This window comes from Streptomyces sp. JHA26 (genome assembly GCF_002005565.1).
In the GTDB taxonomy this organism is placed as follows: domain Bacteria; phylum Actinomycetota; class Actinomycetes; order Streptomycetales; family Streptomycetaceae; genus Streptomyces.
The window spans coordinates 22,324-44,098 of the sequence record NZ_BDJC01000049.1; the positions used below are offsets into that span (position 1 = coordinate 22,324).

At 73.5% G+C, this 21,775-nt stretch carries 14 protein-coding genes; 5 read left to right on the forward strand and 9 right to left on the reverse strand.

Features of this window, described 5'->3' with window-relative positions:
• The first annotated feature begins 419 nt into the window (after window positions 1-419).
• Entirely contained in the window at window positions 420-5,372 is a 4,953-nt protein-coding gene (locus JHAT_RS25485; RefSeq protein ID WP_077800596.1) for an NAD-glutamate dehydrogenase, read from the forward strand.
• A gap of 97 nt (window positions 5,373-5,469) precedes the next feature.
• The gene (locus tag JHAT_RS25490; RefSeq protein ID WP_375603591.1) at window positions 5,470-6,990 is read left to right on the forward strand and encodes a hypothetical protein; all 1,521 of its coding nucleotides are present in this window, start codon (window positions 5,470-5,472) and stop codon (window positions 6,988-6,990) included.
• Between the two features lie 54 nt (window positions 6,991-7,044).
• Here the strand turns inward: JHAT_RS25490 and JHAT_RS25495 are convergent, their stop codons facing one another.
• The 4 genes from JHAT_RS25495 to JHAT_RS25510 all read right to left on the reverse strand — a co-directional run bounded on the left by JHAT_RS25495 (window position 7,045) and on the right by JHAT_RS25510 (window position 12,863).
• The gene (locus JHAT_RS25495; protein WP_077800597.1) at window positions 7,045-8,718 is read right to left on the reverse strand and encodes a glycosyltransferase family 2 protein; all 1,674 of its coding nucleotides are present in this window, start codon (window positions 8,716-8,718) and stop codon (window positions 7,045-7,047) included.
• Window positions 8,715-10,916, reverse strand: a complete 2,202-nt coding sequence (locus JHAT_RS25500; RefSeq protein WP_171991048.1) for a CDP-glycerol glycerophosphotransferase family protein — start codon at window positions 10,914-10,916, stop codon at window positions 8,715-8,717. Before JHAT_RS25500 ends, JHAT_RS25495 begins: the two co-directional genes overlap by 4 nt.
• Window positions 10,917-11,020: 104 nt before the next feature.
• Complete coding sequence (locus tag JHAT_RS25505) at window positions 11,021-11,932, reverse strand: ABC transporter ATP-binding protein (protein ID WP_077800599.1); 912 nt, start codon at window positions 11,930-11,932, stop codon at window positions 11,021-11,023.
• Entirely contained in the window at window positions 11,925-12,863 is a 939-nt protein-coding gene (locus JHAT_RS25510) for an ABC transporter permease (protein WP_077800600.1), read from the reverse strand. The genes JHAT_RS25505 and JHAT_RS25510 overlap by 8 nt, the downstream gene beginning before the upstream one ends.
• A 166-nt stretch (window positions 12,864-13,029) precedes the next feature.
• Between JHAT_RS25510 and JHAT_RS25515 the strand changes: the two genes are divergently transcribed.
• Window positions 13,030-13,662 (forward strand): TetR/AcrR family transcriptional regulator, encoded by a 633-nt coding sequence (locus JHAT_RS25515; protein WP_077800601.1) that lies wholly within the window; start codon window positions 13,030-13,032, stop codon window positions 13,660-13,662.
• Between the two features lie 93 nt (window positions 13,663-13,755).
• A complete protein-coding gene (locus JHAT_RS25520) occupies window positions 13,756-14,367 on the forward strand; it encodes a DinB family protein (RefSeq protein ID WP_077800602.1) in 612 nt (203 codons plus the stop codon).
• A gap of 110 nt (window positions 14,368-14,477) precedes the next feature.
• Here JHAT_RS25520 and galE read toward each other — a convergent pair whose 3' ends face one another.
• On the reverse strand, window positions 14,478-15,458 hold the full coding sequence (galE, locus tag JHAT_RS25525) for a UDP-glucose 4-epimerase GalE (RefSeq protein ID WP_077800603.1): 981 nt from the start codon (window positions 15,456-15,458) through the stop codon (window positions 14,478-14,480).
• Window positions 15,459-15,571: 113 nt separating this feature from the next.
• Window positions 15,572-16,042, reverse strand: a complete 471-nt coding sequence (locus JHAT_RS25530) for a MarR family winged helix-turn-helix transcriptional regulator (RefSeq protein WP_077800604.1) — start codon at window positions 16,040-16,042, stop codon at window positions 15,572-15,574.
• A gap of 122 nt (window positions 16,043-16,164) precedes the next feature.
• Between JHAT_RS25530 and JHAT_RS25535 the strand changes: the two genes are divergently transcribed.
• Entirely contained in the window at window positions 16,165-16,578 is a 414-nt protein-coding gene (locus JHAT_RS25535; RefSeq protein ID WP_077800605.1) for an organic hydroperoxide resistance protein, read from the forward strand.
• Window positions 16,579-16,593: 15 nt separating this feature from the next.
• On the opposite strand, the gene JHAT_RS25540 is transcribed toward JHAT_RS25535, so the two are convergent.
• The 3 genes from JHAT_RS25540 to JHAT_RS25550 all read right to left on the reverse strand — a co-directional run bounded on the left by JHAT_RS25540 (window position 16,594) and on the right by JHAT_RS25550 (window position 21,772).
• A complete protein-coding gene (locus tag JHAT_RS25540; protein WP_077800606.1) occupies window positions 16,594-18,150 on the reverse strand; it encodes a hypothetical protein in 1,557 nt (518 codons plus the stop codon).
• Window positions 18,151-18,269: 119 nt separating this feature from the next.
• On the reverse strand, window positions 18,270-19,544 hold the full coding sequence (locus JHAT_RS25545; protein WP_077800607.1) for a hypothetical protein: 1,275 nt from the start codon (window positions 19,542-19,544) through the stop codon (window positions 18,270-18,272).
• Window positions 19,541-21,772, reverse strand: a complete 2,232-nt coding sequence (locus JHAT_RS25550) for a bifunctional glycosyltransferase/CDP-glycerol:glycerophosphate glycerophosphotransferase (RefSeq protein ID WP_077800608.1) — start codon at window positions 21,770-21,772, stop codon at window positions 19,541-19,543. The genes JHAT_RS25545 and JHAT_RS25550 overlap by 4 nt, the downstream gene beginning before the upstream one ends.
• Between the last annotated feature and the right edge of the window lie 3 nt (window positions 21,773-21,775).

Below are 21,775 nucleotides of genomic sequence, written 5' to 3' on the forward strand. Positions count from 1 at the left end.
GAATGTCCAAGTTCTCGGCGTTGTTTTGTACACATGCGGCTCGTGACGGATGCCCTGCCGGGGGCGATAGCCTTGTGGCGTGATCAGCGCGATAGCTCGCGGGGGCACCGGCGCCCCTGCCCTGCGCCCGGCGAGCACGGACCACATCCGTGACCGGGCGGCGGTCGCTGGTCTTCGCGGGCGGGACGGGGCGTCGAAGGCCCCCGGTACGACACCGCGCACTCCCCGGACGGTGACCGCGAGAGCGACATCACACCCGGCGGGCGCGTCGACATCGGCCGATATGCCCCCGCTCCCCTCACCTTGCGGCATAGCGTCGGAACAGACCGGACACCCCGCGTCCCGACGCCGCACCGGAAGGCCGGGGACCGTACTTCCTTCTACGTCACGCAACGGCGCGCGACAGGAGTCAGAGGACAATGCAGACCAAGCTGGACGAAGCCAAGGCCGAGCTGCTCGAGAGGGCCGCCCGGGTAGCTGAGAACAGCCCGGTCGGGGGGCACCTACCGACTGGGACGACGGACGAGGGCACCCCGGACACCCCGGGGATCCAGGGCACCCCGGACCACGCGTCCGTGTTCGCGTTCCTTCGGCGCTACTACCGGCACACCGCTCCGGAGGACCTGACCGACCGCGACCCGGTCGACGTCTTCGGAGCCGCCGTCTCGCACTACCGGCTGGCCGAGAACCGCCCGCAGGGCACCGCGAACGTGCGGGTCCACACCCCGACGGTGGAGGAGAACGGCTGGACGTGCAGCCACTCCGTCGTGGAGGTGGTCACGGACGACATGCCCTTCCTCGTCGACTCCGTCACCAACGAGCTGACCCGCCAGGGCCGCGGCATCCACGTCGTCGTCCACCCGCAGTTCGTGGTCCGCCGCGACGTCACCGGCAAGCTCGTCGAGGTCCTCCCCGGCCCGCCCACCGGCGGCCTGCCGCACGACGCGCACGTCGAGTCCTGGATCCACGTGGAGATCGACCGCGAGACCGACCGCGGCGACCTGAAGCAGATCACCGCCGACCTGCTGCGCGTCCTCAACGACGTCCGCGAGACCGTCGAGGACTGGGGCAAGATGCGCGACGCGGCCGTCCGCCTCGCGGAGGGGCTGCCGGACGAGACCACCCCCGGCGACCTGCCCCCGCAGGAGGTGGAGGAGGCCCGCGAGCTGCTGCGCTGGCTGGCGGACGACCACTTCACCTTCCTGGGCTACCGCGAGTACCAGCTGCGCGGCGACGACTCCCTCGCGGCCGTGGCCGGCACCGGCCTCGGCATCCTGCGCTCCGACCCGCACCACGCGACCGACGAGAGCCACCCCGTCAGCCCGTCCTTCGAGCGGCTGCCCGCCGACGCCCGCGCCAAGGCGCGCGAGCACCGGCTGCTCGTGCTGACCAAGGCCAACAGCCGGTCCACCGTGCACCGGCCGTCCTACCTGGACTACATCGGCGTCAAGAAGTTCGACGAGCAGGGCAACGTCGTCGGCGAGCGGCGCTTCCTCGGCCTGTTCTCCTCCGCCGCCTACACCGAGTCCGTCCGCCGCGTCCCGGTCATCCGGCGCAAGGTGGAGGAGGTGCTGGAGCGGGCCGGCTTCTCGCCCAACAGCCACGACGGCCGGGACCTGCTCCAGATCCTGGAGACGTACCCGCGTGACGAGATGTTCCAGATGCCGGTCGAGGAGCTGGAGCCGATCGTCACCTCCGTGCTCTACCTCCAGGAGCGCCGCCGGCTGCGGCTCTACCTGCGCCAGGACGAGTACGGCCGCTACTACTCGGCCCTCGTCTACCTCCCCCGCGACCGCTACACCACCGGGGTCCGGCTGCGGATCATCGACATCCTCAAGGAGGAGCTCGGCGGCACCAGCGTCGACTTCACGGCCTGGAACACCGAGTCGATCCTGTCCCGGCTGCACTTCGTGGTCCGCGTGCCGCAGGGCACCGAGCTGCCGGAACTGTCCGACGCCGACAAGGAGCGCATCGAGGCCCGGCTCGTCGAGGCCGCCCGCTCCTGGTCCGACGGCTTCGCCGAGGCGCTGACCGCCGAGTTCGGCGAGGAGCGCTCCGCCGAGCTCATGCGCCGCTACGGGGCGGCCTTCCCCGAGGGCTACAAGGCCGACCACGGCCCGCGCTCCGCCGTCGCCGACCTCGGTCACCTGGAGCGGCTCGACCAGGACCAGAAGTTCGCGCTGAGCCTGTACGAGCCGGTGGGCGCCGCGCCCGAGGAACGCCGGTTCAAGATCTTCCAGAAGGGCGGCACGGTCTCCCTCTCGCACGTGCTGCCGGTGCTCAGCCGGCTCGGCGTCGAGGTCACCGACGAGCGCCCCTACGAACTGCGCTGCGCGGACCGCACGACGGCCTGGATCTACGACTTCGGCCTGCGCATGCCGAAGGCCGCCGCCGGCGAGTACCTCGGCGACGACGCCCGCGAGCGGTTCCAGGACGCCTTCGCCGCCACCTGGACCGGCCAGGCGGAGAACGACGGCTTCAACGCCCTCGTGCTCAGCGCCGGGCTGACCTGGCGGCAGGCCATGGTGCTGCGCGCCTACGCCAAGTACCTGCGGCAGGCGGGCTCCACCTTCAGCCAGGACTACATGGAGGACACCCTCCGCAACAACGTCCACACCACCCGCCTCCTCGTCTCCCTGTTCGAGGCGCGGATGTCCCCGGAGCGGCAGCGCGCCGGACACGAGATCGTGGACGCCCTGCTCGAGGAGCTCGACGCGGCCCTCGACCAGGTGGCGTCGCTCGATGAGGACCGGATCCTGCGGTCCTTCCTCACCGTCATCAAGGCGACGCTGCGGACGAACTTCTTCCAGAGGGCGAGCGACGGCAAGCCGCACGACTACGTCTCCATGAAGTTCGACCCGCAGGCCATTCCCGACCTGCCCGCGCCGCGCCCGGCGTTCGAGATCTGGGTGTACTCGCCGCGGGTCGAGGGCGTGCACCTGCGCTTCGGCAAGGTCGCGCGCGGCGGTCTGCGCTGGTCCGACCGCCGGGAGGACTTCCGCACCGAGATCCTCGGTCTGGTCAAGGCGCAGATGGTGAAGAACACCGTCATCGTGCCGGTCGGCGCCAAGGGCGGCTTCGTCGCCAAGCAGCTGCCCGACCCGAACGTGGACCGCGACGCCTGGATGGCCGAGGGCATCGCCAGCTACCGCACCTTCATCTCGGCGCTGCTCGACATCACCGACAACATGGTGGCCGGCGAGGTCGTGCACCCCGCGGACGTCGTCCGGCACGACGAGGACGACACCTACCTCGTCGTCGCGGCCGACAAGGGCACGGCGAAGTTCTCGGACATCGCCAACGAGGTCGCCGAGTCCTACAACTTCTGGCTCGGCGACGCCTTCGCCTCCGGCGGCTCGGCCGGCTACGACCACAAGGGCATGGGCATCACCGCCCGCGGCGCCTGGGAGTCCGTCAAGCGGCACTTCCGGGAGCTGGGCGTGGACACCCAGACCCAGGACTTCACGGTCGTCGGCATCGGCGACATGTCCGGTGACGTGTTCGGCAACGGCATGCTGCTCAGCGAGCACATCCGCCTGGTCGCCGCCTTCGACCACCGGCACATCTTCGTCGACCCGTCGCCGGACGCGGCCGTCTCGTACGCCGAGCGCCGCCGCCTGTTCGACCTGCCGCGCTCCTCGTGGGAGGACTACGACACCAAGCTGCTCTCGGCCGGCGGCGGGATCTTCCCGCGCACGGCCAAGTCGATCCCGGTCAACGCCCACATCCGCGAGGCCCTCGGCATCGAGGCCGGCATCACCAAGATGACCCCGGCCGAGCTGATGAAGGCGATCCTCAAGGCGCCGGTGGACCTGCTGTGGAACGGCGGCATCGGCACGTACGTCAAGGCGTCCACCGAGTCCAACGGCGACGTCGGCGACAAGGCCAACGACGCCATCCGCGTCGACGGCGGCGACCTGCGGGTCCAGGTCGTCGGCGAGGGCGGCAACCTGGGCCTGACCCAGCTGGGCCGGATCGAGTTCGCCCGTACCGGCGGCAAGATCAACACGGACGCCATCGACAACAGCGCGGGCGTGGACACCTCCGACCACGAGGTGAACATCAAGATCCTGCTCAACGGTCTCGTCAAGGACGGCGACATGACCGTCAAGCAGCGCAACAAGCTGCTCGCCGAGATGACCGACGAGGTCGGCGCGCTGGTCCTGCGCAACAACTACGCGCAGAACACGGCGATCGCCAACGCGCTCGCCCAGTCCAACGACATGCTCAACGCCCAGCAGCGCTTCATGCGCCACCTGGTGCGCGAGGGCAGCCTGGACCGGGCCCTGGAGTTCCTGCCCACCGACCGTCAGATCCGCGAACGCCTGAGCGCCGGACAGGGCCTGACCGGCCCGGAGACCGCCGTCCTGCTGGCGTACACGAAGATCACGGTCGCCGAGGAGCTGCTGCACACCTCGCTGCCCGACGACCCGTACCTGAAGGGCCTGCTGCACGCCTACTTCCCGACGGCGCTGCGCGAGCAGTTCCCCGACGAGATCGACAACCACCCGCTGCGCCGCGAGATCACCACCACGGTGCTGGTCAACGACACGGTCAACACGGGCGGTACGACGTATCTGCACCGGATGCGCGAGGAGACCGGCGCGTCGCTCGAGGAGATCGTGCGGGCGCAGACCGCGGCCCGGGCCATCTTCCGCGCCTCCCCGGTGTGGGACGCGGTGGAGGCCCTGGACACCAAGGTCGACGCCGCCGTCCAGACCCGGATCCGGCTGCACTCGCGCCGGCTGGTCGAGCGCGGCACCCGCTGGCTGCTCAACAACCGGCCGCAGCCGCTGCAGCTCGCCGAGACGGTGGACTTCTTCGCCGAGCGCGTCGAGCAGGTCTGGGCGCAGCTGCCCAAGCTGCTGCGGGGCGCGGACGCGGAGTGGTACCAGCACATCTACGACGAGCTGACCGCCGCCGGCGTCCCGGACGAGCCGGCCACCCGGGTGGCCGGGTTCTCCTCGGCCTTCCCGACGCTGGACATCGTCTCGGTGGCCGACCGCATGGGCAAGGAGCCGCTGGACGTCGCCGAGGTGTACTACGACGTCGCCGACCGGCTGGGCATCACCCAGCTGATGGACCGGATCAGCGACCTGCCCCGCGCCGACCGCTGGCAGTCCATGGCCCGTGCGGCGATCCGCGAGGACCTGTACGCGGCACACGCGGCGCTGACCGCGGACGTGCTGGCGGCCGGCAACGGCACGTCGACGCCCGAGCAGCGGTTCGAGCTGTGGGAGCGGAAGAACGCGGCGATCCTCGGCCGGGCGCGCACCACGCTGGAGGAGATCAAGGGCTCGGACGCCTTCGACCTCTCCAACCTGTCGGTGGCGATGCGGACGATGCGGACGCTGCTGCGGACGCACTCGTGACGTCGTAGGCGTAGGCGCGTCGGACGCCCCCGGGTCGGTGGACCCGGGGGCGTCCTCATGTCCCGGTCTGCGGCGGTATGCCGGATAAGGTGGCCGGGTGACTGGGTGCTCCGGGACGACGCGTGCCGCGCTGCCGCGAGCGAGGGCCGTCCCGGCGGCCGTCTCCTGGACGGCCACCGCGCTCGTCCTCCTCCTGCTCCTCCTCGTGATCCGCCGGCTGCCCTGGATCGGCGACCTCGGCATGCACGCGGCCACCGTCGAACGCCTGCGGCACAGCCTCCTCCACCCCGGTAACCCGCTGGTCGACGCGGACACGCCGAGCCCGTACTACTCGCCGTGGACGGTGGTGCTCGGCTGCGTCGCACGGGTGAGCGGGCTGTCGGTCTTCGTGGTGCTGCGGCTCGGCGCGCTGGTGGCGCTGGGGCTGCTGGTGACGGGCGTGTGGCGGTACGTCCGCACGCTGAGCGCGCGTCCGGCCGCGCCCGCGCTCGCGCTGCTGTGCCTGATGTTCCTGTGGGGGACCACCCTGTTCACCTGGAGCGGCTTCCTCGGCCTCGACTCCCTCGCGCTGACGGTGGCGTACCCGAGCGTCCTCTCCCTCGCCCTCGCCTTCCACTTCTGGGCCCGGCTGGCACGGGCGGTGCGCGGCGCGGGTGACGGCGGGCCGGCCGGGTGGGGGGTCTGGGCGGCGCTCGGCGTGCTGTGGGCGGTCGTCCTGCTCTGCCACCAGTTCTCCGGGGTCGTCGCCTCGCTGGGTGCCCTCGCCACGGTGGCGGCGGCGCGGTGCGGACGGCGGGTGTGGGTGCGACTGGGGGCCGGGCTCGCGGTGGGGGTGGCGGTGCTGTGGGTCTGGCCGTACTACGACTTCTTCGCGCTGCTCGGGGCCGGGGACGGGCTGGAGGCGGTGCACCGGCCGCTGTACCGGGACCTGGCCGGGCGGTACTGGCTGGTGCTGCTCGGGGTGGTCGCGCTGGGAGCGCGGTGGCGGCGCGACCGGCGGGACGCGCTGGTGCTGTTCTTCGCGCTGGGGACGGTGGTGTTCGCGGCGGGCGGGGCGAGCGGGCACTGGTCGTGGGGGCGGGTGCTGCCCGCCGCGCTGATCCCGGCGCAGGTGGCGGCGGGGCTGGAGGCGGTGGAGGCGGGGCGGCGGGCGGTACGGGTGGGGTGGGCGTGCGTGCTCGGGGCGGCGCTCGCGGTGGGGGCGTGGACGCAGGCGGGGACGCTCGGGTACGTGACCGGGCCGGGGGCGCTGCCGGAGGCGGTGGCGGGGAAGTACCGGGAGCCGTGGGCCGGGTACCACTGGATCACGCCGTGGGTGGGGTACGGGGACGTGGTGATGGCGCGGAGGTCCCCGTCCCGGCAGATCCCGGCGTACGGGGCGTACACCGTGGCTCCCGGGTATCCCGACTTCTTCCTGGGGGACGAGGGGGAGCGGGTGGCGGCGGTGCGGAGGTACTTCGCGCCGGGGACGGGGGAGGGCGCGCGGCGGGGGATCGTGCGGGAGTACGGGGTGCGGTGGGTGGTGGACCGGGGGAACGGGTTGAGGGGGACCGCGGGGCTGCGGGTCGTGGAGCGGGGGCCCGAGGGACAGGTGCTGTACGCGGTGGCGGCGGGGTGAGGGGGTGCGGGGGAGGCACGACTGCCCGCAGGCCGAGCGGCGTGGCCGGGCGGGTCAGTGGAGGACGGCGGTGGCGAGTTTCCGGGCCTGTCGCAGGCGGGGGCCCGCCAGGTGGCGGGCGGCCGGGGCGAGCACGACGGCCGTCGGGCCCACCGGCTGCCAGCGGACCTGGAGGCGGCCCGGGTCGTGGCCCTCGGGTTCCACGGTCACCCGGTGGGGGACCAGGCCGGCGCGGTAGGGGACGCGGGCGGTGAGGGACGGGAAGGACGGCGGGGCCAGGAGGATGCCCGTGTGGGTCTGGCCCTGGTGACGCAGCCGGAGCACGGGGTGGCGCACGCCCTCGAAGCCGTGCAGGGGGAGCCGCGCGGACGCCAGGTCCAGGCGGACCCGCCCCTCGAAGACGCCGGGGCGGACGGGGGAGAGCCGGAAGGCGACGGTGAGACGCCGGCGGCCGGGGGAGAGGTGGAGGGTGGCGCGCTGGGGGCCGACCGGCAGGCGCAGCGCCGGGTCGTAGGTGCGGACCGTCAGGTCGACTGAGGCTCCCGGGCCCCGTTCGATCCCCGTGATCTCGTGGCGGAGCAGGGCGGTGAAGAACGGGCGGGTGTCCAGCTCCAGGTCCGTCAGGTCCAGTTCGCGCCGGGCCCGCCCGGTGTCCGGGACGTGCTCGCCCCAATAGGTGCGGCCGTCGGCCGGGTCCGGTGTGATCCGGCGCGGTGCCACGGCCTGGCCGAGACCGCGGGCGGCGTGCCGCAGGTCGGACAGGCGGCGGTCGCGGACGAGCTGGAGCACGACCCGCTCGGCGCGCGGCAGCCGGGCGTACGCGCCCGGGGAGAGCGTGTCGAGGTACGGGACCACGATGTCGGCGAAGGACGACAGCCACCCCTCGTCCCGGTACGGCAGGTCGCCGGCGTACATCCGGAAGTCGTGCTTGAGGAACTTGAAGTCCTTGTCCTCGCGCAGCGCCTCGTGCCCGCTCTCGCTCAGGAAGGCGTCGATGAGCCGCTGGACGTGCACCCGGTCGCGGACGTTGTCCAGCCGGTGGCGCTGGTTGGAGATGGAGGCGGTGCGCGCGTCGGCGTACGGCTCCACGTACCAGAGGTAGACCGGGTCCGGGACGATGGTGAACCTCCTCGCCAGGCAGTAGGCCTGCGCCGAGAAGAGCTGGTCCTCGTAGTGGATGCCCTCGGGGAAGCGCAGGCCGTGCCGGTCCAGGAAGGCGCGGGCGTACATCTTGCTGGTGGCGAGGTGTTCGAAGAACAGCCGTGGGTCGGCCTCGATGCCGTCGAGCGTGCGGCGCTCGGCGACGAGGCGCGGCATCCACGTCGTGCGGTGGCCGTTGTCCACGCGCACCCGCTGCACGGCGCCCATCGCGAAGTCGAGGTCGCGTGCGCGGTGGGCGGCGAGCAGGACCTCGACGGCGCGCTCGGGCAGCTCGTCGTCGCTGTCCAGGAACATCAGGTACGGCGCCCGCGCGACGTCCAGGGCGCGGTTGCGCGGGGCGCTGCAGCCGCCGCTGTTCTCGCCCAGGCGGAGGTACACGATGCGGGGGTCGCGCGCCGCCAGTTCCCGGGCCACGTCCGGAGTCGCGTCGGTGGAGTGGTCGTCGCTGATGACGATCTCGATGGCGGAGTGGGTCTGGCGGCGCAGCGACTCCACGGCCCGCGGCAGGCGCGCGGCGTCGTTGTAGACGATGACCGTGACGCTGACGTCGGGTGTCCCGGCGCTCATGCGACCTCCTCGGGGCGGGGGGCCGGGGTCCGTTCGGGGAGCGGTACCACCGGTGGCAGCGTCCGCTCGTCCTCCCCGAGGAAGACCCGGCGTACGACGCGTTCGGCGGCGCGGCCGTCGTCGTACTCGCAGAAGCGGCGCCGGAAGGCGGCCCGTGCCTTCGCCGCGCGCTCGTCGCGCCAGGCGTCGGTGGCGAGGATCTCGGTGAGTTCCGCCTGGCTGCGGGCGACCGGGCCGGGCGCCTCGGCCATCAGGTCGAAGTAGACGCCGCGGGTGGTGCGGTACGTCTCCCAGTCGTCGGCGTGGATGACGGTCGGGCGGTCGAGGTTGGCGTAGTCGAACATGATCGACGAGTAGTCCGTGACGAGGACGTCGGCGGCCAGGCACAGGTCCTCGACCGGGTCGTAGGACGAGACGTCGATGATCCGGCCGGTGCGGCGCAGGCCGGTCAGCGGCGAGGTGAAGCCCTCGTAGAAGTAGTGGCCGCGCACCAGGAGAATCGTTTCCTCGCCCAGGTGGTCGGCGAGCGTGGCGAGATCGAGGCGCGGGGTCCAGCCGGCCTCGTAGTCGCGGTGCGTGGGCGCGTACAGGACCGCCCTGCGGCCCGGGGCCAGGCCGAGGCGCTCACGGACGGCGCGCACCTCGTCGGCGCCCGCGCGGTAGTAGACGTCGTTGCGCGGATAGCCGTGGTCCAGGGAGACGTGGCGGGACGGGTACGCCCGCTGCCACATGCGCGTGGAGTGGCTGTTCGCGCTGACGCTGTAGTCCCACTTGTCGACGCGGTCCAGCAGGGCCCGGAAGTCGAGGCCCCGGGAGGCGGCGGGGTAGGGCATCTGGTCCAGGCCCATGTGCTTGAGCGGGGTGCCGTGGTGGGTCTGGAGGTGGACGCTGTCCGGGCGTTTGACGACGGCGTCCGGGAAGTTGACGTTGTTGACGAGGTACTTGGCGCGCCCCAGCACCTCCCAGTAGCGGCGGGTGCCGGGCAGGACGTGATCGGTGCCGGGCGGCAGCAGGGCCGCGTTCGCGGCGGTGACGACCCACACCGGGTGGATGTCCGGGGCCCGTTCGGCGAGCTCGGCGGCGATGGCGGCCGGGTTGCAGGACACGCCGCGGTTCCAGTAGGCGGAGAAGACGGCCAGCCGGGGGTCGACCGGGTCGGCCAGGGCCCTGCGGTACTGCAGGGTGCGCAGCCCGGTGCCGGCCCGGCGTCTGCCCGTGCGCACCGCGGAGCGCACGCCGCGGCGCACGCGGTTGGTCTTCTGCAGGGCGCGGTACTTGCGGTAGGCGCCGTCCTCCAGCAGCGACCGGCGGACGCCCTCGAGGCCGGCCGGGGACCGGTGGCCCTCGGGGCGCCGGCGCCGGGCGGCCAGGGACGCCCGGCGGAAGAACTCCCGCGCGACGTCCTCCGGCATCCGGTCGCGGACGAAGGCGCGCAGGCAGTCGCGGACCATGAGGTCGTACAGGACGCCCTGGACGGCCGGGCGGCCGGTGGCGAGGTCGAGGAGGGCCTCGTGGCGGTCGACGAGGGCGTACCGCTCCTTCGCCGGGACGGGCGGGAGGCTCTCGGGACGCAGCCGGCGGTCCTCGAAGGCGGGGTGGGGCAGGCAGGCGACGCGGTCGGCGAGCAGCAGGGCGGCGTTCGCGGCGAACGGCTCGGCGTCGGTGGTGAGCAGGTGCTCGTGCTCCCGCCAGAAACCGGCGCGCACGGCGCGGTTGCCGAGCAGCGGGGTCAGTCCCAGCAGTCCGGCGCACTCGTCGAGGGCGAGGGCGCCGCCGCCCGCGCGGGCGAGCCGCGGGCCGTCCGGGGAGGGCAGGCCGGAGGTCCGCCAGGTGCTGCGGGTGTGGTCGAACAGCAGCACGTCCACCGGGTCGGCGAGGCCGGCGGCGTGCTCGGCGACGATGCGCGGGGCACCGGCCGGCAGTCCGTCCTTGGCGTGGACGAAGTGCAGCCAGCGGCCCGTCGCCCGCGCCGCCCCGGCGGCACGGGCCGCGGCGTCCCCGGCCCCCTCCGGCAGGGGCACCACGGTGAACGCGGGGGCGTGCCGCTCGGCGGTCTCGCGGGCCCAGTCGCCGACGGCGGCGACGATCACCTCGACGCCGGTCAGGGGGTGGGCGTCCAGGGAGTCCAGGAGCGCGGGCAGGTGGTCCTGGACGTTGGGGCCGTGGACGATGACGCTGAGTCCGGGGGTCTCGGGCATCGCGGGACTCCTTCGCCTGGCGTCTCCCCGCTCCTGTCCGGTCATAGTGCCACTGAACGGACGAAAGGGCCGGTCGTGGAGGGGCCGTACGGGGGAGAAGGCGTCTACGGAAACGCCGCGGGTGCCGCCCCGGACCCGGCCGCCGGCCTCGGCGCGGGCTTCGGCGCCGGTTTCGGGGCGGGCTTCGGCGCCGGCCTGGCCGGGCCGCCTCCGGTGAACTTCTCGTACTCCCTCAGCACCTCGTCCGTCGGCCCGTCCAGGCGCAGCTCGCCCCGCTCCAGCCACAGCACCCGGTCGCAGGTGTCGCGGATGGACTTGTTGCTGTGGCTGACCAGGAACACCGTGCCGGCGTGCTGCCGCAGCTCCCGGATGCGTTCCTCGGACCGCTTCTGGAACGAGCGGTCACCGGTGGCCAGCGCCTCGTCGACGAGGAGGACGTCGTGGTCCTTGGCGGCGGCGATGGAGAAGCGCAGCCGGGCCGCCATGCCGGAGGAGTACGTGCGCATCGGCAGGGTGATGAAGTCGCCCTTCTCGTTGATCCCGGAGAAGTCGACGATCTCCTGGTACCGCTCCTTGATCTGCGTCCGGGACATGCCCATCGCCAGGCCGCCGAGGTGGACGTTGCGTTCCCCGGTCAGGTCGTTCATCAGGGCCGCGTTGACGCCCAGCAGGGAGGGCTGGCCGTCGGTGAAGATGCGGCCCCGCTCCACCGGGAGGAGGCCCGCGACCGCCTTGAGCAGGGTCGACTTGCCGGAACCGTTGGTGCCGATGAGCCCGATCGCCTCGCCGCGGTACGCCACGAAGGACACGTTCCTGACCGCGTGCACCCGGCGCACGCCCGCCGCCTTCTCGGCCTTCCCGCGGCGCAGGATGCGGTTGAGGGCGGCGGTCGCGGAGCCGCGTCCGGCGCCGGTGCCGTTGACCCGGTAGACGATGTCGACGCCGTCGACGACGACGGTCGGGACGCGCTCGTCCGCCTGCCGGGCGGTGCGGGGGGTGTGGGGGGTGTCAGCCACGACCGTAGGTCTCCTCGGCCTTCCAGAAGTAGAGGAAGCCGCCGATCCCGGCGGCCAGCGCCCAGCCCGCGGCCAGCGCCCACACGTGGTCCGGCAGCATGTCCCCGCCGAAGCTGTCGATCAGGGCGTACCGCATCAGGTCGATGTAGACGGCCGCGGGGTTGACCTGGAGCACGGTGCCGACCCAGGAGGGCAGGCCGCTGTCCGGGCCGGTCATGTGGTGGATGCTGAACATGACGCCCGAGCCGTACATCCAGGTGCGCAGCAGGAACGGCATCAGCTGGGCCATGTCGGGGATCTTGGACCCGAGCCGGGCCATGACCAGCGACATGCCCGCGTTGAACACGAACTGGAGCACCAGCGCGGGGACGGCCAGCACCCAGGACACGGCGGGCGGCACGCCGAAGGCGAGCAGGATCAGGACGAGGGCGGCCATCGAGAACAGCAACTGCTGCAGCTGCTGGAGGCAGAACGACACCGGCAGCGCGGCCCGCGGGAAGTGCAGGGCGCGCACGAGACCGAGGTTGCCCGAGACGGCCCGGGTGCCCGCCATGATCGAGCTCTGCGTGAACGTCCACACGAACACGCCGGTGACCAGGAACGGGACGTAGTCGTCCACGCCCCGCTTGGTGTCCATCAGCACGCCGAAGATGAAGTAGTACACCGCCGCGTTCAGCAGCGGCGTCATCACCTGCCAGACCTGGCCCAGCTTCGCCTGGCTGTACTGGGCCGTCAGCTTGGCCGTGGCGAAGGCGCCGATGAAGTGCCGGCGCGCCCACAACTGGCGTACGTACGCGGGAAGGGACGGCCGGGCGCCGCTGACCGAGAGGCCGTGGCGGGCGGCGAGGGCCGCGAGGTCGTGGCCGGCGGCGTCACCGGCCGGAACGGTGACGGCCGGTGTCGGGGGCGGTGTGTCGAGGACCTGGCTCACATCCGTGGCTTTCGCTCGGGGAGGGGAAGCGGCGCCCCGCGTTCATCCGCGTGGCGGCGCACGTTCAACTACGTCGGGACGGGACCGTATCGTCGTGACGTGAGCGTAGGGCGCGGTGACGTCGGAACGCAACCGTCCCGTCGTGACGCCCCTATGCTTGGCTCGCATGACGACCGACGCCGCTGCCGAGGAACCCCAGCCGCGCCCGCGCCGCCGCGCTCCCGCCGGGGCGGCGGTGCTCCGCGAGGACGTGACGGAGGCCATCCGGGCGGCCGTCTTCGAGGAACTCGCGGCGGTCGGCTACGCGCGGATGTCCATCGAGGGGATCGCGCGCCGCGCGGGGGTCGGCAAGACGGCCGTATACCGGCGCTGGCGCTCCAAGCTGCACCTGGTGCTCGACGTCGTCTCCGCGCTCGCCGTGCAGGGCCTGCCCGCGCCGGACACCGGCTCCCTGGAGGGCGACCTGCGGCTGCTCTACGAGGTGACGTCGCGCGCCCTGCGCCACCCGGTGGCCTCGCAGGTCATCCCGGACCTCCAGGCGGAGGCGGCGCGCAATCCGGACATCGCCGAGGCCCTGCGGAAGACCGTGCGCGAGGGCCAGGACGGGGTCGCCAGCAGGATCCTCGCGGCGGCGGCCGCACGCGGGGAGCTGGACCCCGGCGTCGACACCGACCTGGCCCTCGACCTGATCTCGGGCCCGCTGTACTGGCGCGCGGTGGTCGTCCGCAGCCCGAAGCTGCCGAAGGGCTACCTGCAGGCGCTGGCCCGGGCCACCGCGGAGGGCCTGAAGGCGCTCTGAGCCGGGGGACGTGTCAGGGGCCCCTGCCGGAAGGGGGGCGGCGGCCGGTCCCGTTCCCCTGTGACGCGCCCGGCGGGGCGGCACACTGGTGCGATGATCCCCGCAGATCCCAAGGCCACCCTCCGCTTCTACCTCCAGTCCGCCCGCGACGCGTTGCTCTGGAAACTCGAGGGGCTGTCGGAGTACGACGTACGGCGCCCGGCGACGCCGACCGGTACCAACCTCCTCGGACTGGTGAAGCACGCCGCCACCGTGGAGCTGGGCTACCTCGGCGAGGTCTTCGGGCGGCCGCCCGAGGAGCCGCTGCCGTGGATGGCGGACGGCGCCGACGCCGACGCCGACATGTGGGCCACCGCCGACGAGTCACGCGCGTACATCGTCGGGGTGTACCGCCGGGCGTGGGCCCACGCGGACGCGACGATCGACGCGCTGGCGCTGGACACGGTCGGCAAGGTGCCCTGGTGGTCGGAGGGCAGGGACGAGGTGACGTTGCACCACGCCGTGATCCGCGTGATCGCGGACGCCCAGCGGCACGCCGGTCACGCCGACATCGTCCGGGAGCTGACGGACGGCGCCGTGGGGATGCGCGAGGACAACGTCGGTGTGCCGACGGGTGACGCCGCGGAGTGGGAGGCGTACCGGGAGCGGCTCGAGCACGCGGCCCGGGAGGCCGGGCGCCGGGCGACCTCGGGGCAGAGCCGATGAGACGGGCGTGGACGGACCCGGCGTGGGTGCGCGAGCAGGTCTCGTCGTCCCGCTGACCCACCCGGCGCCGGCGCCCCGCGTCTCGGGCCCCGCGCCTCGCGTCCCGGGCGTCAGTCCCGGGCCGCCTCCGGGTGCAGCCGCACCCAGCCCGCCCAGGCCGACGTGATCATGTCCTCGACGTCGTGCTTGGCCTTCCAGCCCAGCTCGACGGCCGCCCGGTCGGCCGAGGCGATCACGCGGGCGGGGTCGCCGGGGCGGCGGGGGCCGACCGTGGGGGGCTGGTCGTGGCCGGTGAGGGCGTTGATGCGGTCGATCATCTCCCGGACGGAGACGCCCTCGCCCCGGCCGATGTTGAGGGTGAGGGAGCGGCCCGGGGAGGACCGCAGGGCGCGGGCCGCCGCCACGTGGGCCTCGGCCAGGTCGACCACATGGATGTAGTCGCGCACGCAGGTGCCGTCCGGCGTGGCGTAGTCGTCGCCGAAGATCCGGGGCGCCGCGGACTCCGTCAGCTTCTCGAAGACCATCGGGACGAGGTTGGAGACGCCGGTGTCGGCCAGCTCGGGGCTCGCCGCGCCCGCCACGTTGAAGTAGCGCAGCGACGCCGTGGCGAGGCCCGTCGCCCGCCCGGTCGCCCTCACCAGCCACTCGCCGGCCAGCTTGGTCTCGCCGTACGGCGACAGGGGCGCGCACGGCGTCTCCTCGGTCACCAGGTCGACGTCGGGCATGCCGTACACGGCGGCGGAGGAGGAGAAGACGAAGGAGGGGACGCCGGCCGAGGTGACCGCGTCCAGCAGGACGCGCAGGCCCTCGACGTTCTCGCGGTAGTAGTGCAGCGGCCGGTCCACCGACTCGCCGACCTGCTTCTTCGCCGCGAGGTGCACGACGCCGGTGACGGCGTGGTCGGCGAGGGCGCGTGCGACCCGCTCGCCGTCCAGGACCGAGCCCACCACCAGGGGCACACCGTCGGGCACGCGCTCCGCGGTCCCGGAGGACAGGTCGTCGTACACCACCGTCCCCTCGCCCGCCTCGGTCATCGCCCGGACGACGTGCGATCCGATGTATCCGGCGCCGCCGGTGATCAGCCAGGTCATTGCGGCCGTCCCCTCGTCAGTGGTCCTCGCTCGACCTCGGTCTCCCGAAGGCTTCAACGGTCATGATCCGTCGTTCGGTTCCCGTCCGGGCGCTCCACCCGGCCGTCCCGGCCTCAGGAAGGGGCGGCGGCGGACTCGGGGACGTAGGCGTCCAGGGCGCTGGTGAGCCGGTCGAGACGGGTGCGCAGGTCCTGGATCTCCGCGAGGTCCAGGCCGGTCGCCGCCGCGATCCGGCGCGGCACCCCGGCGGCCCGCTCGCGCAGCGCCAGGCCCTCCCCGGTCAGGGACACGTCCACCGACCGCTCGTCGCGCGCGCTGCGCTCCCGCCGGACCAGACCGGCCGCCTCCAGCCGCTTGAGCAGGGGCGACAGCGTGCCGGAGTCGAGCCGCAGGTGCTCGCCGAGCTTCTTGACCGGCAGCTCCCCGTGCTCCCACAGCACCAGCATCACCAGGTACTGCGGGTAGGTGAGCCCCAGCTCCCTGAGGGCCACGCGGTAGACCCCGCCGAAGGCGCGTGAGGCCGCGTTCAGGGAGAAGCAGATCTGCTGGTCCAGCCGGAGCCAGTCCGTCGCGGGCGTGGTCATGTCTCCCAGGGTAGCCGACGTTCCGTGCCCACGATTTAGTTGTGCGCAATTGAATTGCGTGCTCTACTGGTGGTCGTCAGCAGTCGCCACGACGCTTCTCCGCAGAGAGGGACGGTTCTCCCATGGACGCGCTCTACACCGCCGCCGCCACCGCCACCCACGGCCGTGACGGCCGCGCCGTCAGCTCCGACGGCACGCTGGACCTCGCCCTCGGCGTCCCCGTCGAGATGGGCGGCGACGGACGGGGCACCAACCCGGAGCAGCTGTTCGCCGCCGGGTACGCCGCCTGCTTCGGCAGCGCCCTCGGACTCGTCGGCCGGCAGGCCAAGGTCGACGTCGCCGACGCCGCGGTGACCGCCGAGGTCGGCATCGGCAAGCAGGGCCAGGGCTTCGCGCTCGCCGTCACCCTCCGCGTCGAGCTGCCCGAGGGCGTGGACGAGGAGACCGGCCGCAAGCTGGTCGAGCAGGCCCACCAGGTCTGCCCCTACTCCAACGCCACCCGCGGCAACATCGAGGTCGAGCTCGTCGTCGAGTAGGCACCGGCGCCCGGGTCATCCCCCGACCCGCGCCAGCACCTCCCCCGTCCGCTCGCTCCACGCCACCACCACCGCCTCCTCGGGCACCGGGTGCCAGCGCGTCAGCAGCAGCCAGCGGACGTGGTAGCGGCGCACGACGGCGGCGCGCACGGCGCGGGTCGAGCCGGGGGCGAGGTAGGCCTTCACGTCGGCCACGCGCCGTCTGCGCTCCCGCTCGTCCAGCGACGGGTCCGGCCAGGCCGGCGCCGCGAGGTTCGGCCCGTACCCGGCGAGGGCGTGGACGGCGTGGTAGCCGTCGGTGATCACCACCTCGCCGGGTCCGATGTGCCGGGCGGCCCAGTCGTACGCCGGCCAGTCGGGCGGCTGCGCGAAGCCGACCGGGTCCAGCGGGCGCGGCACCACCGCCCCGGCCTGGACCGTGAGGAAGCCCAGCAGGGCCCCCGCGGCCACCGCCGTGCCCAGCAGCCGCCGCCACCATCCCCACGGCCGCGGGGCCGCCAGCTCGATCGCCGCCGCGAACTGCAGCGGCACCAGCGTGAGCCCGAGGATCCTGCCGTAGGTGTAGTGGCCGCTGAACCAGCCGTACGCCACCACCGCGCAGTCCAGCGCGAACATCAGCACCAGCGGGTCCCGCGCCGAGCGGCGCCCGCGCAGCCACAGGGCCGGCAGCCCGAGCAGCGCCAGCCAGAACTCCCCGGGCAGGTCCAGGTACAGGACGCGGTGCATCCCGTCCACGCTGTCGTCGCCGGCCAGCGCGAACACGTCGAAGTACGGCCAGCAGGCCGCCGACAGCAGCGCCACCGCCCCCGTCAGCGCCCACCGACCGAGGACCGCCGCGCCCCGGCCGCGCTGCCACCCCGCCACCAGCGCCGCGCCGCCCAGCGCGGTGGCCACCGACGTGATCGGGTGGACCAGCAGCACCAGCCCGTACAGCACGCCCAGCCCCGCGTACCCGCCGAAGCCGTGCAGTCCGCTGGGGCCCACGTACCGCACCCGGTGCGCGTCCCGCGCCCGTGCCCCGGTCAGCGCCCAGGCCCAGAAGGTGAGGCCGATCGCGCACGCCGACGGGTAGCCGAGGTTGCCGGTCATCGACATCAGCCCCAGGTAACCGCTCCACCAGGCCCGCTCGGTGCCCCACAGCAGCGTCATCGCGCCCAGCGCCAGCACGGGCGCCCACGGCCGCGGGGTCAGCACCCGCACGAAACGGTTCAGGCCGGTCAGCAGCACCACCAGGTTCAGCGGCCCGGCGAGCCGCACCACCTCCCAGCCGCCCAGCCCCGTGAACCGGGCGAACAGGCCCTCGGCCACCGCGTACGGCGAGTAGTAGGCGCTGCCCGCGCCCGGCAGGTCGGCCATCGGGTGGCGCGGACGCAGCGGGTCGGCCTTCAGGCGTTCCACCACCGCCGCGTGCTGCCCGGCGTCGCAGCACAGCGGCACCTGCCAGTACGCCAGCGTCATCACCAGGAAGAACAGCAGGCCGGCGGCCTGGAACGGGGTGGGACGCCAGAAGCGGCCGCCGCGCAGGGCCGTCGCACCGCGCACGGCCTGCCGGGCGAGGACGCCGGCGCTCACTGGACGACGGGAAAGGGGGACATCCGGGGCATTGGGCGTATGTTCCCGCCGACGTCAACGGCTTGACGTCACTTCACCCCAACGGGTGAGGGTCGGGTGCGGACGGGCGGGGGCCGGGGTCAGTCGACGACGCGCGCCCGGTGGGCCTGTCCCTGCGCGGGCAGTGCCACCCGGCTCGACAGCACCGGCTCCAGCAGCAGCGGAACGCCCACCACCGGCAGCAGCCAGGCCAGCACGATCAACCGCTCGCCCCAGATGTCGATGTCCGGGTGCGCGGCCTGGGTGAGGATCCCGGTGAACGCCGCCGCGACCACGAACACACCGACCGCGCGCCCCCGCCGCAGCGCGCCCCACGCCCCGGCGCCCAGGGCCGCGGCGAACAGCGGCTCCCACGCCTGCCGGCGCAGCCACTCCCCCCAGAAGTTGCCCTGCAACTGCCAGAACTCCGGCCACGGATCCCCGCGGTCCGGCCGCGCGAAGTGATCGGTGAGCAGGTCCTGGAGGCTGTCGGCCTCCGACGGGTAGTGCAGCAGCCGGGCCAGCGCCATCGTCAGGACCGCCCCGACCAGGCCCACCGCCGCGAGCGCCCGCACACCCCGGCCCGGGGGCCGGCCCCGCCGGTGCCGCCGCAGCGCGACCGCGGCGCCGGCCGCCGCCAGGCACACCCCGAGGAACAGCGCCTGGGAGTGCTTGACGGCGAACAGCGCGAGCAGCGACCCGGTGACCAGGACGAGTCCCGCCCGCTCGCGCCCCGCCCGCAGCACCAGCGCACAGCCCCACACCGCCGCCAGCGTCAGCGCCATCAGCAGCCCCTCGGTCATCGGGCGCATGGCGGTGGTGCCGCTCGGCAGCACGTAGTACAGGGCCTGCCCGGTCAGCGCGAGCGGCACCGGCACGGACAGCGTGCGCAGGACCAGGAAGGCGAGGACGCCGCCCGCGCACGCGACGACCACGCTCGCCGCCCACAGCCCCCACGTCACCCCGAACACGGTGACGAACGGCACCAGGAACACCGGGTAGCCGGGGCGCACCTCGAAGATCCGCATGAAGCGCTCCGGCATGAACGGCACGATGCGGCCGGTCTGCCCGGCCGCCAGCCGAGGCTCCACCCGCGCCCACTCCCGCTCCCGGCACTCCGCCGCGACCCGGTCGGACGGGTCGGGACGGTGGAAGCGGACCACGTCCACGCTCTGGTCGCGCCGGGCCGTCGAGGCCCGGCCCGCGCACACGTAGTCGATGGTGGCCGACGCCGCCCCGCGCTTGCTCTCGCCGGACAGGCTCAGCGCGTACGCCAGGTAGTTCCTGGTGTCGGGCGTGTCCCGGCCGGTGACGTTCGCGAGCTGCAGCAGGGCGAACACCGCGGCCAGGACCAGCACCCAGGCGCGCGGCCTCACGAGGACGGCAGCAGGTCGTGGTCGGCCGTGGACACGGCACGGGGCCCCGGGATGGCGACCGCCGGATCCGCCGCCGGCATCGCCTCGCCCAGCATCAGCGTCCGGACGACCCGCTCGGCGGCCCGCCCGTCGTCGTACTCGCCGAACCGCGCCCGGAACGCGGACCGTAGCCGCGCCGCCTCCTCGTCCCGCCACGCCCCGGACTCCAGCAGCCACACCAGCTCCCGGTAGGAGCGCGACACGTGGCCCGGCGCGTCGGCGGTGATGTCGAAGTAGGCGCCGCGGCTCGCCGTGTAGGCGCCCCAGTCGTCGGCGTGGACGACGATCGGCCGGTCCAGGAGCGCGTAGTCGAACATCAGGGCGGAGTAGTCGGTGATCAGCAGGTCGGAGGCGAGCATCACGTCCTCGACGTGCGGTTCGTCCGTCGCGTCGACGACCACGCCCCGCCGGTGCAGCTCGGACAGGCCCATGCCGCGGGCGGGGCCGGTGGCGAGCGAGGGGTGCAGCCGGACCACCAGGGTGTGGTCCTCGCCGAGGTCGGCGGCGAGCCGGGCCAGGTCGATCCGGTCGACGTGCCCGCCCCGCCGGTAGTCGCGGCGGGTCGGCGCGTACAGCACCACCGTGTGGTCCTCGGGCACACCGAGCCGCTCGCGCACCCGGCGCCCGTGCTCGCGACCGGCGCCGACGAGGACGTCGTTGCGCGGGCTGCCGGTCCGCACGGACGTGAAGTGGCACGGGTACGCCCGCTCCCACACCAGCTCCGAGTGCCGGTTGGCGACCAGGCTGTAGTCCCAGCGGTCGGCGCGGCGCAGCATCTGCGGCACGTCCAGGCCGAGCCGGGCACCCGGCTTGCCCAGCAGGTCGGCGCCCATGTACTTGAGCGGGGTGCCCTGGTGGGTGTGGATGTGGACGCTGCCGGGGCGCTTGGCCAGGGCGCCGGGCCAGTTGACGTTGTTGACGAAGTACGTGGCCCGCTCGGTCACCCGGCGGTAGGCCGTGCTGCCCAGGATCACGTGCTCCGTGTCCGGCGGCAGCAGTGCCGCGTCCTCCTCGTCGCGCACCACCCACACCCCGCGCAGGTGCGGCGCGATCTCGCGGGCCTTGCGGTAGATCGCCGCGGGGTCGCCGAGCACGCCCCGGTGGGAGAACGCCGAGTACACGGCGAGGTCCGGGTCCAGGGGACGGCGGCCGTTCACCGCGGAGCGGACCCGGCCCAGGTGCCCGGCGGCCGCGCCGCCCGCCTGCCGCGTCCGCCGCACCAGCTCCCGGCCCGCCCGCCCGGACCGCCGCCCCAGCCGGTACGCCGTCCAGCCCCGCTCCAGCACCCGCAGCTGCGCCGGGGTCGTCACGCCCTCGGGCCGGTGGGCGCGGAACACCTCGGCGGTGCGGCGGAAGAACTCGGCCTTGTCGGCCGGGGGCAGCCGGTCCGGCTTGGACAGGATGTCCAGGCAGTGCTCGCCCATCTTGGCGTGCAGGAACGGCCGCCAGCGGGCCAGCTCGGGCCGGGCGTCGACGAACGCGAAGACCCGCTCGTACTGCTCGTGGACGTCGAAGTGCTTGCGGCTGGTGGTGGACAGGATGTTGCCGCTGCGCCGCTGCCGGTAGTTCAGGCAGATGCGGTCCAGCGTGGCGATCCGCCCGGCGCTGAACATCACCGGGAACGTCCAGGGCGTGTCCTCGTAGTAGCCCGGCGGGAAGGCGAAGCCCTCGCGCTCGGTGAAGTCGCGCCGGTAGACCTTGTTCCACACCACCATCAGCAGGTCGAGGATCTCCGGGCGCTCGGCGGCCGTGAAGGTGCCGTCGCCGGCCTCGGCGAGGATCCGGGCGAGGACGTTGCGGCGGGTGCCGCCCCACCAGTAGGTGCGGGCGTAGTCGAAGACCAGGACGTCCGGGTCGTCCGTCTCCGCGAGCCGGTCGGCCATCGCGCGCAGGGCGCCCGGGGTGAGGGTGTCGTCGCTGTCCAGGAAGAACAGGTAGTCGCCGGTGGCGTGCGGCATCCCGGCGTTGCGGGCCCGGCCGAGGCCGACGTTCTCCTCCAGGTGCAGCACGCGCACCCGGTCGTCGCGGGCCGCGTACTCGTCGAGGATCGCGCCGCAGCCGTCCGGCGAGCAGTCGTTCACGGCGATCACCTCGAGGTCCCGGTAGGACTGCTCCAGGACCGAGTCGAGGCACTCGCGCAGGAAGCCCTGCACCTGGTAGCAGGGGATGATGACGCTGAAGCGGGGCACTGC

Bases quoted from the DNA above. Each gene is read 5' to 3' on its own strand.
- galE (WP_077800603.1), bottom strand. From the start codon at position 15,458: ATGACCTGGCTGATCACCGGCGGCGCCGGATACATCGGATCGCACGTC.
- JHAT_RS25520 (WP_077800602.1), top strand. From the start codon at position 13,756: ATGATCCCCGCAGATCCCAAGGCCACCCTCCGCTTCTACCTCCAGTCC.
- JHAT_RS25530 (WP_077800604.1), bottom strand. From the start codon at position 16,042: ATGACCACGCCCGCGACGGACTGGCTCCGGCTGGACCAGCAGATCTGC.
- JHAT_RS25500 (WP_171991048.1), bottom strand. From the start codon at position 10,916: ATGCCCGAGACCCCCGGACTCAGCGTCATCGTCCACGGCCCCAACGTC.
- JHAT_RS25495 (WP_077800597.1), bottom strand. From the start codon at position 8,718: ATGAGCGCCGGGACACCCGACGTCAGCGTCACGGTCATCGTCTACAAC.
- JHAT_RS25515 (WP_077800601.1), top strand. From the start codon at position 13,030: ATGACGACCGACGCCGCTGCCGAGGAACCCCAGCCGCGCCCGCGCCGC.
- JHAT_RS25535 (WP_077800605.1), top strand. From the start codon at position 16,165: ATGGACGCGCTCTACACCGCCGCCGCCACCGCCACCCACGGCCGTGAC.
- JHAT_RS25485 (WP_077800596.1), top strand. From the start codon at position 420: ATGCAGACCAAGCTGGACGAAGCCAAGGCCGAGCTGCTCGAGAGGGCC.